Source organism: Arthrobacter sp. YAF34 (genome assembly GCF_052113245.1).
Taxonomy (GTDB): Bacteria; Actinomycetota; Actinomycetes; order Actinomycetales; family Micrococcaceae; genus Arthrobacter.
Genome location: NZ_JBFRCV010000005.1, coordinates 222116 through 236095, shown reverse-complemented (window position 1 = coordinate 236095; position 13980 = coordinate 222116). Strand labels below are relative to the sequence as shown.

Annotated in this window: 13 protein-coding genes; 4 read left to right on the top strand and 9 right to left on the bottom strand. The window is 67.8% G+C overall.

Features of this window, described 5'->3' with window-relative positions:
- Positions 1-28 precede the first annotated feature (28 nt).
- The 3 genes from AB4Y72_RS08510 to AB4Y72_RS08500 form a co-directional block, all read right to left on the bottom strand.
- Positions 29-1429 carry a diacylglycerol/lipid kinase family protein gene (locus AB4Y72_RS08510; RefSeq protein WP_441425719.1) on the bottom strand — a complete coding sequence of 467 codons (1401 nt, stop codon included), beginning with the start codon at positions 1427-1429 and terminating at the stop codon, positions 29-31.
- 182 nt (positions 1430-1611) lie between these two features.
- Complete coding sequence (locus AB4Y72_RS08505) at positions 1612-1947, bottom strand: cupin domain-containing protein (RefSeq protein ID WP_441425718.1); 336 nt, start codon at positions 1945-1947, stop codon at positions 1612-1614.
- Positions 1948-2053: 106 nt separating this feature from the next.
- A complete protein-coding gene (locus AB4Y72_RS08500) occupies positions 2054-2371 on the bottom strand; it encodes an acylphosphatase (RefSeq protein WP_441425717.1) in 318 nt (105 codons plus the stop codon).
- Between the two features lie 257 nt (positions 2372-2628).
- Here AB4Y72_RS08500 and AB4Y72_RS08495 point away from each other — a divergent pair, with 257 nt between their 5' ends.
- Complete coding sequence (locus AB4Y72_RS08495; RefSeq protein WP_441425716.1) at positions 2629-2889, top strand: YegP family protein; 261 nt, start codon at positions 2629-2631, stop codon at positions 2887-2889.
- A gap of 126 nt (positions 2890-3015) precedes the next feature.
- Here the strand turns inward: AB4Y72_RS08495 and AB4Y72_RS08490 are convergent, their stop codons facing one another.
- The 3 genes from AB4Y72_RS08490 to AB4Y72_RS08480 form a co-directional block, all read right to left on the bottom strand.
- Positions 3016-3495, bottom strand: a complete 480-nt coding sequence (locus AB4Y72_RS08490; RefSeq protein WP_441425715.1) for a hypothetical protein — start codon at positions 3493-3495, stop codon at positions 3016-3018.
- A 22-nt stretch (positions 3496-3517) separates the two neighbouring features.
- Positions 3518-3832, bottom strand: coding sequence for a hypothetical protein (locus AB4Y72_RS08485; RefSeq protein WP_441425714.1), 315 nt, complete (start codon positions 3830-3832; stop codon positions 3518-3520).
- A 110-nt stretch (positions 3833-3942) separates the two neighbouring features.
- Positions 3943-4707: a hypothetical protein gene (locus AB4Y72_RS08480; RefSeq protein WP_441425713.1), complete on the bottom strand. Its 765-nt coding sequence runs from the start codon at positions 4705-4707 to the stop codon at positions 3943-3945.
- Positions 4708-5013: 306 nt separating this feature from the next.
- Here AB4Y72_RS08480 and AB4Y72_RS08475 point away from each other — a divergent pair, with 306 nt between their 5' ends.
- Positions 5014-6270 carry a mechanosensitive ion channel family protein gene (locus AB4Y72_RS08475; protein ID WP_441425712.1) on the top strand — a complete coding sequence of 419 codons (1257 nt, stop codon included), beginning with the start codon at positions 5014-5016 and terminating at the stop codon, positions 6268-6270.
- Between the two features lie 173 nt (positions 6271-6443).
- A complete protein-coding gene (locus AB4Y72_RS08470) occupies positions 6444-8219 on the top strand; it encodes a glycoside hydrolase family 13 protein (protein ID WP_441425711.1) in 1776 nt (591 codons plus the stop codon).
- A 414-nt stretch (positions 8220-8633) separates the two neighbouring features.
- Here AB4Y72_RS08470 and AB4Y72_RS08465 read toward each other — a convergent pair whose 3' ends face one another.
- Both AB4Y72_RS08465 and AB4Y72_RS08460 read right to left on the bottom strand, forming a co-directional pair.
- On the bottom strand, positions 8634-9533 hold the full coding sequence (locus AB4Y72_RS08465) for a pullulanase X25 domain-containing protein (protein WP_441425710.1): 900 nt from the start codon (positions 9531-9533) through the stop codon (positions 8634-8636).
- A gap of 290 nt (positions 9534-9823) precedes the next feature.
- On the bottom strand, positions 9824-11557 hold the full coding sequence (locus tag AB4Y72_RS08460) for a SulP family inorganic anion transporter (RefSeq protein WP_441425709.1): 1734 nt from the start codon (positions 11555-11557) through the stop codon (positions 9824-9826).
- Between the two features lie 219 nt (positions 11558-11776).
- On the opposite strand from AB4Y72_RS08460, the gene AB4Y72_RS08455 reads away from it, so the two are divergent.
- Positions 11777-12751, top strand: coding sequence for an aldo/keto reductase (locus tag AB4Y72_RS08455; protein WP_441425708.1), 975 nt, complete (start codon positions 11777-11779; stop codon positions 12749-12751).
- 89 nt (positions 12752-12840) lie between these two features.
- Here the strand turns inward: AB4Y72_RS08455 and AB4Y72_RS08450 are convergent, their stop codons facing one another.
- Positions 12841-13956 carry an adenosine deaminase gene (locus AB4Y72_RS08450; protein ID WP_441425707.1) on the bottom strand — a complete coding sequence of 372 codons (1116 nt, stop codon included), beginning with the start codon at positions 13954-13956 and terminating at the stop codon, positions 12841-12843.
- Between the last annotated feature and the right edge of the window lie 24 nt (positions 13957-13980).

The window sequence follows — 13980 nt, the reverse complement described above, 5'->3', positions numbered from 1 at the left end:
GTTCACAGCCTTGTTCCGCCGGGCCCGGTCAGTCACCCGCGGACGGCGGAGCTGCCGGCGGAGCAGCCGGAGCCGACGGCGCGGCGGGTGCGGACACTGCGGCCCCGTGCCGCCGCCCCCAGGCCAGTTCACGGAGCCGGACCAGGTCCAGGGAGGGCTGGGGCGGGGGGACGCCCGGCCGATTCCGCGGAACCAGTACCCGCAGCGCGCGGGGTTCGATGGTGCAGCGCACCGGGGTGGTCATCAGCAGGGCCTCGCCGTCCACTCCGACGGGGATCTCCGGCACGTCGGCGCCGACCACCACCTCCGAGGCGGCGCGTTGGATCAGGCCGTGCTTGGTCGCCCGACGCAGGAGGCCCACGGCTTCGCGGGTGCTTTCAGCTGAGATAGTGACTGCGCCGAGCACGCCGCGGTCCAGCTTGGTCCGGCGGCCCAACCCCGCGAGATCATTGCTGCCGTAGGGGCCGTTGCTCACCAGCACCGCCTGCGGACCGTCCACGGTCTCGCCATCCATCTGGGCCCGCAGCCGGGCGCCCTTGTCGCCCCTGATGAGGTCCGGAAGCATCTCCAGCACGGTCCCGGCCTTGTCGTCCCGGTACGCCGGGCTCTGCACCACCTCGGCGTACACGCCAAAGGACGAGTTGTTGACGAACGTGCGGCCGTTGATCTTGCCGAGGTCCACGTGGAGCTCCACCCCGTCCCGGAGCGCGTCCAGGCAGCCCGTCGGATCCTCCCGGTCCAGCCCGAGATCCAGGGCGAAGTGGTTGCGGGTGCCGGCGCTGATCACCAGGAACGGCAAGTTGTGCTCGGCCGCAATGCCGGCGACGAGCGCCTGGGTTCCGTCACCGCCGGCGACGCCGAGCAGATCGGCCCCGCGCGCCACGGCCTCCCGGGCCAGCGCGTCGACGTCCACCGGCCCCGGACCCTCCAGGAGGGCCACCTCGGCGCCGAGCTCCTCCGCCTTCCGTTGAAGATCGAACTTCACCACCTTGCCGCCGCCGGACCGCGGATTCATTACCAGGAAGGCATGTTTCCAGGTGGGGGCGGGGTACTCGGTCATCGTCGTGCCATCGCTCCGCTCCCGGAGGGCCGCACGGGCACAGGCCACCGCCACGACCACCAGCGCGATCGCGATCGTGACCTCCAACACCAAGCCCGCCCGGATGTGAAGGATCAGGATCACCAGAGGGGCGAGCACCGCCAATCCCAGCGCACACCAGCGCAGCACACCGCGGCTGATGAGAAACCAGTAGATCCCGGCCACGGTCACCACGAGGCCGCCGGCAGCCGTCAGGAGCAGAAGAACAGTCCCTGCGAAACCCGCAGCCCCCAGGAGGACGGCCGCGGCGAGGAGCACCGCGACGTACGCTGCCCTCGCCCACCACCGCCGGGACTCCGGGACGTCCTCGAAGGAGCCGACGGCAGTCACTGTGCGCCCCGGTCCTGCGTCATCACGACGGCGGCGGTCACCCTGGTCCGTGCCGTGCCCTTCGCATTGCGCAACTGGCGCGGGTGCATGAACTCTTGGACGTCCCTCGATTTCACTTTCGGCCTCTCCTTCGCCTGGCTATCTGGCCGTGGCTGCGGGCCAGACAGAACCAGGCCGTCGGTTCAGGTTTTGATCTTGGCCACGGTCATCAGGATCGCCGAGTCTTCCTCGGCCTCCAGGCTGTGCAACCCCTCGGGCACAATCAGCAGATCGCCGGTCTTGCCCTGCCAGGATTCGGTGCCGGCGCGCAGCCGCACACAGCCGCGGAGCACAAACACGGTCGCCTCGCCGGGGTTTTGGTGCTCGCTTAGTTGCGTCCCGGCCTTGAACGCCATGACGGTCTGGCGCAGGACTTTCTCGTGCCCGCCGAACACCGTGTCAGCGGCCCGCCCGCTCCCGGCCGCAAGGGCAGCCGTGACCTGCTGCCGGGCAAGGGCATCGATCGAAATTTTCTGCATGGGCACACGCTACTCGCCTCGCGCCGCGCTGCCGAGGGTCCTTTGCCCCGGACACTGGCCTCAGGTGGTCTCAAGGCATCGGTCTCGGACGCTGGTCTCGGCAGAACTAGTACGACACCTGGAACCCACCGAACTCCCCGGTCGCCGCCGAGACCGACTCCTGGACCTCCTCCACCCGGCCCGGCGCCTCAGGCGAGCGCAACCAGCGGCGCAACTCCAGCACCACAGGCTGCGGCCCCTCCGCCACGATCCCCACCGTTCCGTCGTCGTTGTTCCGTACTGTGCCGGTGAGCCCGAGCTCCTCGGCCTTCCGGACCGTCCAATAACGGAAGCCGACCGCCTGGACCACACCTGACACCCGCGCGTCCAGGCGCACCGGCTCGCCCAAATCCGTGGAAAACTGCGCAGAATGCTTGTCAGCCATGCTCCCAATGTAGCGCCCGGGCCGCCCCGGGGGTCAGGCCTCGCAGACTCCGTCACACGGGTCCAGTCTCACCGTCCAGACACCGCAAGCTCAGCCTCACCGTCCAGACATCAAGGGACCTTTGCCTCTTTCGCCGATGCCAAAGTCCGCGCAAGGCTGGTTCGCACCACTGAGCAGTATGTCGAAGACCCGGCAACAGCACGACGAAGTGCTCTTACCCTCCCCCGGCGGCAACAGCTGCCCGAAAGGACAAGACAATGGCTGGACAATTCGAAATCTTTACCGACGCGGAATCCAACGTCCGGTTCCGGCTTCTCGCCGCCGACGGGACCGTATTGGCCATATCCACGGCATTCGAGGACAAACGCCAGGCGGCGAACGGCATCATGGCCGTCCGCGAGTGCGCCGGCACCGGACTGATCCGGGAGGCCCGCAGCAACCCGTGGACCGGACAGCGCGCCGGCAAGACCGCCTCGCCGGCACCGACACACCGCCGCAGGCACCTGCCCGCCGTGTAGCGCACGGCGTGCACGGCGCCTGATGCACTGCCTCTTGTAGATCACTCCACAGTTAGATCACCCCGCAGGTGCCCAGCCAGCTCGCTGGCCGACAACGTGGTCGGCTGGCGGGCGACACCGCTGTGGCTACTTCGCCGGTTCAGTGGCTGTTTCCGTGCCGGCGGGACGAAGCGACGTGATCATCTTCTTGACGTCCTGGTACTCCGCCGTGGTGGCGTAGAGCTTCGCCTTCTCCAGATACGGCAACCCTGCGTCGCCCGGCGTCGTGTTCATCGCGGGGTCGTAGACCTGCCCGAACAGCGCGCCGCTCGGCGGCCAGAGGAACAGCTGGAACATGGGGCATGACGTGGGGCCGGTCTCCTCCGGCATCATGGTGATCCCGTACGACGCAATCGTTGGCGGGGATGGCTTCGCCGCGCTGAAATCACCGCGGGCTTCAAAGACGTAGCGCGGCGGCCTCTGGTCCGCCGTACCGGGTTCGGCGAGGGCCTGCATCGGCTGAGAATCGATGAGCAGGTAGGGCTGTTGATCGCCGCATTCGGCGCCCGTGACGATGTTGGTGCGCAGCGCGGCCATCTGCTTCCCGGCGGCATTCACCACGTCCACGAATTCACCGCCCAGCGGCGCTTTACCGGCCGGGTCTTTGACGGTCCATGCGGCCGGGTAGTCGAAACTCAGCGTCCCGTCCGACGTCGTGAACGTCTTCCAGCCGGACGACGACGACGGCGCCGCCGACGTCGGTGGGTTGCCCGGCGTCGTGGTCCCCTGCGTTGACCCCGATGTGGTCCCCGGCGTTGTTTCTGACGGCGTTGTCGACTGCACGTCCGACGACGACGGTCCCGGCGTTTCCGGTGGAGCGGTTGCCGACGGCGCGGATCCAGAGGATGTCCCCGGCGTAGTCGCTGCCCCGGAGGTGGCGGGCGGAGCCGCGGGAGATCCGCAACCGGCCAAGAGCAGGGCTGCGAGCGTCAGCGCCGTAAGGGGCCGTGCCAGAAACGCCGCCGAAGACGCCGCCACCCGCTGTCTCATCCGCCTTGCCACGAGCCGCGCCGCCTACTGCCCAGCCGGACGCAGCGAGGTAATCATTCTCTTGATGTCCTTGTACTCGGCGGTGTCCCGGTAGGCCTCCGGCGTGTCGACATTGGGCTCGTTGCCAGGGGTGGTGTCGAAGGGGTTGTAGACGCCGCCGAACGACGCGGCGCTGGGCGGCCAGGTGAAGGACTGGGAGATCGGGCAGGCATCACGCCCGGACGGTTTGGGCGCCGAATTGATGCCGTACGCCATGACGTTGGCCTTGGTGGGGTCCGTCTCCGACGGATACAGCCGCAACTCAAAGATGAAGTGCGGGGTCACCCCTTGCTGGGCCAGGGCCGGGACGGGGTCGAGATCCAGCACCGAGTACGGGATCCTTTCCGTGCAATCAGACCCCGCGGCCACATTCGTCCGCAGCGTGGCCAGCGATTTGCCATGCGGGTTGAGGACTTCGAGGAACACCCCGGACGGCGAGGCCTCGGCGCTGCGGTCCTTGATGGTCCAGTCGGCCGGGTAGTCGAACTGCAACTGCCCGTCCGGGGTCTTGAGGGTCTGCCAGTTCACCGCCCTCGGCGCGGGCGTGGCCGAGGGCGAAAGCGACTCGGCCGGCGGCGCGACGCTTGGACCGCTGCTTGCGCCGCTGCTGGCGGGTGCGGACGTCAGCGGAGGCACGGTGGGCACCTCTGGCGAGGCCGTGTCCGGGCCGGGGGCCGCGGCCGAACCACAGGCTCCGAGCAACGCCGCAACCAGGAAGCCGGTCGCCGCCGCCGCGCTGATTCTTGTCACGCCAATTCTTGCCACGCTGATTTTTGCCGCGCTGATTCTTGCTGTGCCGGTTTCTGTCGTAGCGGTGCTTGCTGTGCCGGTTACCCCGAGTACCCCGAGTCGACGCATGTCACCCTTCCCCTGGACGCACGTGGTTGGACCATTCTGTGCGGTCCGGGCGCAGAAACTAGAGCCAAAAGTCCCAGGCGTGCGGCCGAGGCGCGGCCGGTCCTGCCGCGGCGTCGCCTGTCTGCAGCGGCGTGACCGGACCCACGTTGACATTCGGCCGATTTCAATTGGCCGCGGAAGCTTGCTAGAGCTTAACTAATGCAAGAGTTCCTCACCCAAGCAATGCCGTTCCTGGCCATGGCCCTCGCCGTGGTTGCCGGACTCATAGTGTCCTGGCTGGTGCGCAAGATTGTGCTCCGGCTCAACCGGAGCAAGCCCGAGCTGCGCGAGACCTCCCGCGTGGCCCGGTTGCCGCTGCGCTTCTCCCTATGCCTGATCGCCGTCCGGATCGCCTTGGCCACGTCCACCGGAGACTTCGAATGGCGCCACGGCCTGGACCATCTGCTGTTGATTGCGCTCATCGCTTCCCTGGGCTGGCTGGCCATCGCCATGCTGCTCATCGTCGAGTCGATGGTCCTGAACCGGTACCGGGTGGACGTCGCGGACAACCGCCGTGCCCGGCGGCTGCGCACCCAGGTGATCCTGGCCCGGCGGATCGGCGTCGCCCTGATCGTGGTGGTGGCCCTGGGCAGCATGATGCTGACATTCCCCGCCGTCCGGGCCCTGGGTGCCGGGCTGCTGGCCTCCGCCGGCGTCATCTCGATCGTCGCCGGTCTCGCCGCGCAGACCTCGCTGGTCAACGTCTTCGCCGGCATCCAACTGGCCTTCACGGACGCGATCCGGGTGGACGACGTGGTGGTGGTCCAGAAGGAGTGGGGCCGGATCGAGGAGATCACCTTGACCTACGTGGTGGTCCACATCTGGGACGACCGCCGGCTGATCCTGCCCTCGACGTACTTCACCACTACCCCGTTTGAGAACTGGACCCGGCGGCAGTCCGAGGTCATGGGCACCGTGGAGTTCGACCTCGACTGGCGCGCACCGGTCGACGAGATGCGCGGCGAGCTGAAGAAGGTCCTGGCCGAGACCCCGCTGTGGGACAAGCGCGTGGGGATCCTGCAGATCACGGACGCCACCGCAGGCTTTGTCCGGGTGCGTATCCTGGTCAGCGCCGCGGACAGCGCCTCCCTCTTCGACCTCCGCTGCCTGATCCGCGAGGAACTGGTGCTGTTCCTGCAGCGGAACCACCCGACGTCGCTCCCCCACGTGCGCCTCGAGTCGCTGCCGTCGGGCGCCTCGTCTGCCGCGTCCGACGCCGGGACAGGTCCCCAGCGACCGGGGTCCCGCCGGCCGGGCAAGGTTTCCGCAGCCGACGAGCACCCGCATCACCCGGACCCCCACGACTCCCAGCTGTTCACCGGGTCCATCGAGGCAATCCAGCGTTCCAAGGCCTTCTCCGGCCCCGGCGAGGATGTCTTCGAGGACCGCGACGCCGCGATCGCCTCGCAGAACTAATCCCGCCCGGGGAGAGAACTAGTCGCGCCCGGACCGTTCGAGTCTGACCTGCCCGGGCCGCCCGCGGACCGGGCAGGTCTTCCCAGCCTCCGCCGGCTGGTCGATAATCAGACGTTGGCGGGACTGCAGCAGCGCTGCCCCCTTTTGCCCGCCGGAGCAGCTGAGGAGTCCCCATGACGGTCGAACAAGCCCCCGCGGAAACGATTGGGGCGCCGGCCCGCGACTGGTTCCAGCGCGCCGTCGTCTATCAGATCTATCCGCGCAGCTTCGCCGACTCGAACGGTGACGGGATCGGGGACCTCCCCGGCATCATCAGCAAGCTGGACTACCTGCAGCGGCTGGGGGTCGACGTCGTCTGGCTCTCCCCGATCTACACCTCGCCGCAGGACGACAATGGCTACGACATCAGCGACTACCGCAACGTCGATCCGCTCTTCGGCACCCTCGAGGAACTCCGGGAACTCACCGACGGGCTGCACGCCCGCGGCATGAAGCTGGTCATGGACCTGGTGGTCAACCACACCTCCGACGAGCACCCCTGGTTCATCGAATCCCGGTCCTCGAAGGACAACCCGAAGCGCGACTGGTACTGGTGGCGGGAACCGCGCGGGGGCGCCGGCGCCACCCCGGGGCCGGCCGCGGCACCGAACAACTGGGGCTCGGCATTCTCCGGACCCGCCTGGGAGTTCGACCAGGGCACCGGCGAGTACTACCTCCACCTCTTCTCCAAGAAACAGCCGGACCTGAACTGGGAGAACCCCGAGGTCCGCGCGGCGGTCTACGAGATGATGAACTGGTGGCTGGACCGCGGCGTGGACGGCTTCCGGATGGACGTCATCAACTTCATCTCCAAGGACACCACCCTCCCGGACGGCCCGGTCGCCGACGGCAAGCTCTTCGGCGACGGCACCCCGTTCTACATCGACGGCCCGCGCATGCACGAGTTCCTCCAGGAGATGCACCGGGAAGTCTTCGCCGGACGCACCGGGGAACTGCTCACCGTCGGCGAAATGCCCGGCGTGACCGTCGCGGACGCCATCCTCTACACCGACCCGGCCCGGGCCGAGGTGGACATGGTGTTCCAGTTCGAACACGTCGCCCTCGATCAGGAACAGGGCGACAAATGGCGGCCCAAGAAACTCCAGCTCACCGAGCTGAAGCAGACCCTGGGACGCTGGCAGGACGGCCTCGCCGAGACCGGCTGGAACAGCCTCTACTGGGGCAACCACGACCAGGCCCGCGCCGTGTCCCGCTTCGGCGACGACAGCGCCCAGTACCGGGAGCTCTCCGCCATGATGCTCGCCGGGATCCTGCACCTGCACCGCGGCACGCCCTACATCTACCAGGGCGAGGAACTGGGCATGACCAACATGACGTTCGGCGCGATCAGCGACTACCGCGACATCGAGGTCCTCAACCACCACCGCGAAGCCACCACCCACCTCGGCCACACCGACGCCGAGGTCCTCGCCGCCCTCGCGCCGCTGAACCGGGACAACGCCCGCACCCCGGTCCAGTGGGACGCCACCCGGCACGCCGGTTTCACCACCGGGGCGCCCTGGATCGCGGTCAACCCGAACGCCAACCACATCAACGCCGCCGCCCAGATCGATGACCCGGACTCGGTCTACAGCTTCTACCGCCAGGTCATCGCCCTCCGGCACGCCGAACCCGTGGTCTCGCACGGCACCTTCACCATGCTGCTGCCCGACCACCCGCACGTCTACGCCTTCACCCGGGCGCTGGCTGACACCACGCTGTTGGTGCTGGGCAACTTCTCCGGTCAGGACCAGGAGGTGACGCTCGACGACGCCGACGTTGCGGTTGATTGGGACGGCGCGGACCTGGTCCTGGGGAACTACCCCGCGGATCCTGCGGCGCCCCGGCTGCATCTCCGCCCGTGGGAGCTGAAGGTCCTGCGCGCGGGAGCGACGCGGCCGGACCGGTAGACCCGGACGAACGGTCCCGCGCACTGCGCACTTTCGACAAAAAGGATCCACAAAGAGCAAGGGAGCCCGGCATGACCATTCCACCGACACCCGAACCCGATCCGTTTCCGCCGGAACCGGGGCCCGCTACCCCGCCGCCGGAGCCCGGGGAACCGTTCCCGCCGGAGCCCGGTCCGGTCACGCCCCCGCCGGTTCCGGGTCCCGAGCCGGTTCCCGGACCCGCGCCAACGCCGTCACCGGCGCCGGGTCCGTTCCCGACGCCCAATCCCCTCCCGATTCCCGACCCCGGCCCGGTACCGCCGAGGCCTGACCCGACCAGGTTTTGACCCCTCGCCGCCTTTAAGAAGCAACGCGGGGTCACTAACGGCCCGGAATGGGCTCTAAGTGACCCCGCGTTGCTTCTTGTTCGAGGCGCTACGGCAGGACGATGTCCCGGGTGCGGTGATCGTACTGGATGACCAGCAGGCCGCCGCCGTGGTGGACCTCGTGGTTGGGGCCGTCGAAGACGCCGAACGCCCCGTAGTTCTCGTCCCAGGAGCGGTTCAGGGCGATCTTGAAGGAGTAGAAGCCGGCGGGGAGGTCAGCGGCGATCTTCCACAGCTGGTCCACCAGGTCCAGTTCCATCTGGACCTCATCATACTGCGGCGCCCAGTTGGCGGGCGCGCCCAGCAGGATGTTGAAGTCGCCGGCCACTGCGACGGCGTCCGGCTGCTCGATGGTTTCGGCGCTGACGGCGGGCGCTTCGGTTGCCGGAGCCGCGGGGGCTTCTGCCGGCGCCTTGGCGGCGGGTTTGCGCTTCCGCACCACCTTGGCCACCGGGGCCACGGCCTCCTCGATGAGCTTGGCGGCCTTGCCGGCCACCTTGCCAGCTTTCGACGGCGCTTCCTCGGCCTTTGCGGCCGGCGTTGCAGCCTTCGTGGCTGCCTTCGCGGCGGGCTTCTCTGCGGGGGCAGACGGCAGCGGGGTGCCGGCCGGAACCGGAGTGCCGGCGTCGAGCGCTGCACTAAAGGCGGCCGGCTCGGCGAACGCAACCGTGGCACGCTGGCCGTCGTCGGTGATGGACCAGCCGGAGCGGCCCTTGACCAGCCAGCCGGCCTTGACCAGCTTGGCCGTGGCGCTGGTCAGCGTCTTGTGCCCGCGGGGAATGCCGCCGCTGAGGAGTTCGCGCTCGTGGTCGTTGAGGGGCACCCGTGCGATTGCCTCGCCGAGGACGGCTCCGGCGTTCAGCTTCTCGCCGGTCCATCCCTCCTCTGTCAGCACATCCAGCACGGCCTTCAGCCGAAGGTTGGTGTTTTCCGCGGTGTTCGCGCCCATGGGTCTCCTTTAGAAGCAATTGATCCACCTGCATTTTGCCAAGGAATCATTGGTTTTTGCGAGTCGGATCGGTTAACTCTATGTGTCGTGACCCACTATGACAGCGCCCACGGGAGCGCGGGAAGGACCGACTCACCGCTACCCGCCAGTAGAAAACCAACGCGGGGTCACCTGCGGTCCATGGAAGACCCTGGGACCGGCCGTAAATGACCCCGCGTTGTTCTTTCGGTCAGGCGCCACGCCCGCTCGCGGGTCAGCCAGCCCCCGGGCAGTCACCCGTCAGTCACCGCTTAGTCCCCGGCGCTCCATTGCGCCCCGGTCAGAGCCATGTAGGCCTCCACGGCAGCGTCGAGGGTGGGGTAAAAGTGATGTGGATCGATCTCTTGTTTGAGCCCGTAGAGTTCGATCTTGTCCTTGACCCGGTGTTTGAGTTCGGCAAACACCAGGGAGGTGCCCTGCGCGTCCAGCTCCCGATCCAGCTCGATCAACACGTCCGCGGCGGTGGTGTCCACGTCCGTGATCGGTTCGGCCGCCAGCAGGATCCACCGCGGCTTGGGTTCGGCCCGGGCCAACTGACGAATGTTGTCGCGGAAGGGTTTGACGTTGGCGAAGAACACCGGTGCGTCCCAGCGGTAGATCACCAGTCCGGGCAGGTGTTTCGCGTCCGGGTGATAGTTCACATCGTGAAACCCCTCGTAGCCCGGCACCCGCCCGATCACCGTCTCATAGGGCCACCATGCCCGGCGGAAGATGTTGAGGATGGATAGCCCGACGGCGATGCCGATGCCGGGCAGCACACCCAGGAACGCGACCCCAAGGAAGGCAGCGAGCGACAGGCTGACCTCGGACTTGCTCTGGCGCCACAGATGCACGGTGCCGGGGATGTCGGCCAGGGACACAGACGCGGTAATCACCACGGCCGCCAGGGCAGGCTGCGGCAGGTTCCGGAACAGGCCCGGCAGCAGCACAAGCATGAGTAAGACCAGCACGGCGCCCGTCACACCCGTGAGCTGTGTCTTGGAGCCGGATCGTTCCGCGACGGCGGTCCGGGAGCCGCTGGTGCTCACGGGGAAGCCCTGGAAGAACCCGGCGGCCAGGTTCGCGGCACCGATGCCGATCATCTCCTGGTTGCCATGAACCTCCTGGCCGGAACGCGCCGCGAACGCCGATGAATTCGAGATCGTGTCCGTCAAGGACACCAACGCGATGCCCAGCGCCCCAGCGAACATCAAGCCGATGTCTGAGAGCTCCACGTTGGGGATGGTGAACGGCGGGAACCCGCGCGGGAGTTCCCCGACCAGGGAGACGCCACGCGCTGCGAGGTCGAAAACCGTTGTCGCCGCGATCGCGAGGACCACCATGACGAGCACCGCGGGGACCTTGGGCAGCCACCGCTGCAAGGCCAGTATCAGCACGATCCCGGCAACGCCGACCGCTGCGGCGGCAACCACTGTTTCGCCGTTCGCCACGCCCTGGACGAAGCCGACGAGGTCACCGACGAAGGTTTCGCTGCTCACCGAGAACCCGAAGAGCTTCGGCAGCTGACCCACCAGGATGGTGAGTGCGAGGCCGTTCATGTAGCCGATCATCGTGGGTTTGGAGATGAGGTCGGCGATGAAGCCGAACTTGGCCACGGACGCGAGGACCATGATGAGGCCGACCATGATGGCCAGCAGCGAAGCGAGCGCCACCGCCTTCTGCGGGTCGCCGTCGGACGCGACGAGCGGCAGGACGGTCGCGGCGATCATCGGGCCCAGTGCGGAGTCCGGTCCCAGGACCAGAATGCGGGACGGGCCGAAGACCGCATAGGCGAGCAGACAGAGGATGGTGGTGTACAGCCCGGTGATGGTGGGCAAACCTGCCAGCTCGGCATAGGCCATGCCTTGGGGAACGAGCAGCGTCGCCAGGACGACTCCGGAGATGATGTCCTTGCCGAACCATTCCTTCTGATAGGTAGCGGGGACGTCGAGTCCAGGCATCACCCGGCGCAGCGAGCCCATGCGCCGGCGTCCAGTCTTCGTCATATCCGCACTCTGCCGCGCGACGGCGATCGGCGCATCCCCCGGCGAGGGTGACCCGGGTTCAAACGGGGCAGTGGGCCGGTCGTTGTGTCCCCGGCGCGATCGGCCTAGAGTGGCGGTCTACCCACTGCGCACCGTCCCGCCGCCCGGACATGTCCCGAACCGGGTGCGGCGTCAGGTGCCGGATCGGGTGTCCAACACATTCCCGTTGAGGAGATATCTATGGAAACCCGCACACTCGGTTCACTCACCGTCTCGGCCTTGGGTTTGGGCTGCATGGGCATGAGCGAGTTCTACGGCCACGGAGAGGAAAACGAGTCCGTCGCCACCATCCAGGCCTTTCTCGACGCCGGCGGAAGCCTGCTCGACACCGCGGACATGTACGGCCCGTTCACGAACGAAGAGCTTGTCGGCCGGGCCATCGCCGGCCGGCGCGACGACGTCGTCCTGGCCACCAAGTTCGGCAACGAACGGCGCCCCGACGGATCCTGGGTGGGCATCAACGGCTCCCCCGAGTACGTGCGGGCCGCATGTGACGCAAGCCTGCAGCGTCTGGGCGTGGACCACATCGACCTGTACTACCAGCACCGGGTGGACAAGACCGTCCCGATCGAGGACACCGTCGGAGCCATGGCTGAACTGGTACAGGCCGGCAAGGTCCGGCACCTTGGCCTGTCCGAGGCCAGCGCCGACACCATTCGCCGGGCCCACGCCGTGCACCCCATCACCGCCCTGCAGACCGAATACTCGCTGTGGGAGCGCGAGCCGGAAACCAAGGTCTTCCCGGTCCTCGCCGAGCTCGGCATCGGCTTTGTCCCCTACAGCCCGCTGGGCCGCGGCTTCCTGACCGGCCAGTTCCGCAGCCCCGAGGACTTTGCCGCGGACGATTTCCGCCGGCATTCCCCGCGTTTCCAGGGCGAGAACTTTGACCGGAACCTGCAGCTCGTCGACCGGGTCAAGGAGCTCGCAGACGCGAAGGGCTGCACCCCGGGGCAACTCGCGCTGGCCTGGCTGCTGGCCCAGGGCGAGCACATCGTTCCCATCCCGGGCACCAAGAAAATCAACCGGCTGCGGGAGAACCTGGGCGCTGCCGACGTCGAACTCACGGCCGAGGACCTGAAGCGCCTGGACGAACTGGCTCCCGCCGGGGCGGCCGCCGGGGCGCGGTACCCGCACATGGACTCGATCGACGTCTAAGCCGGCCGTCCGACGTCCAACGCGGGGTCACTTACCGCCCATCCGGGGCCTCCGGATGGGCGCGGAGTGACCCCGCGTTGCTTGGGAGATCAGTGTCCGGAGGCGGCGAGTTCGGCCAGGAGTTCGGCCTTGCGGTCCTCGCTGGCGAAGGAGGAACGGATCGAGTTCGCGGCCATCCGTACGCAGTCGAACTCTGAGAGGCCGATCACCGATTTCAGCTGCGCGAAGTTGTCATCGACGTAGCCGCCGAAATACGCGGGATCGTCCGAGTTCACGCACACGTTCAGACCCGCCGCGAGCATCGCCGGCAGCGGGTGCTCGGCCAGGGTGTCCACCGCGCGGAGCCGGACGTTGGACAGCGGGCACACCGTCAGCGGCATGAGCTCATCCACGAGCCGTTCCACCAGCTCCGGATCTTCCATGCACCGGATGCCGTGGTCGATCCGCTCCACGCCCAGGATGTCCAGCGCGTCGATGATGTACGACGGCGGGCCCTCCTCGCCGGCGTGTGCGATCCGGTGCAGCCCGGCGTCCTTGGCCCGGGCGAAGAGCCGCTCGAACTTGGCCGGCGGGTTGCCCACCTCGGCGGAATCGAGGCCGATGCCGGCAATCGGGGCGTCCATGGCGGTCAGCTTTTCCAGCACCTCGAGGGCGGCTTCCTCGCTGAGGTCACGCAGGAACGCCGCGATCAGCAGGGTGGAGATGCCGAACTCCTCGCGGGATCCGGCCAGCACCGACGCCACACCATTCACACAGGTCTCCAGCGAAACCCCGCGGGACAGGTGCGCCTGCGGGTCCAGCATGATCTCCGCGTGCTTCACCCCGGCGAGCGCCGCGCGACTCAGATAGGCCCGGGTCATGTCCGCGAAGTCCTGTTCCGTCTGCAGCACCGCCATGTTGGCGTAGTACAGGTCCAGGAATGACTGCAGGTCGGTGAACTCATACCGCGAGCGCAGCTCATCCAGGTCAGCGTAGGGCAGCTGGATGCCGTTGCGTTCGGCCAGCGCGAAAATCAGTTCCGGTTCGAGCGTTCCCTCGATGTGCAGGTGCAGTTCGGCCACCGGGAGCGCGAGGACTCCGTCGGGGATCTCGGCAAATTCGGGGGCCTCGCCGTTATCCGGGCCTGGCGCGTCGGTGCCGGCGGCTGTGTTGGTGCCGTTGGCGGCGCCGTTGCCGGCATTGGTGCCGGCGTCGTTGGTTTCCATTCGGTAAGGATATGCCCGGTGCCG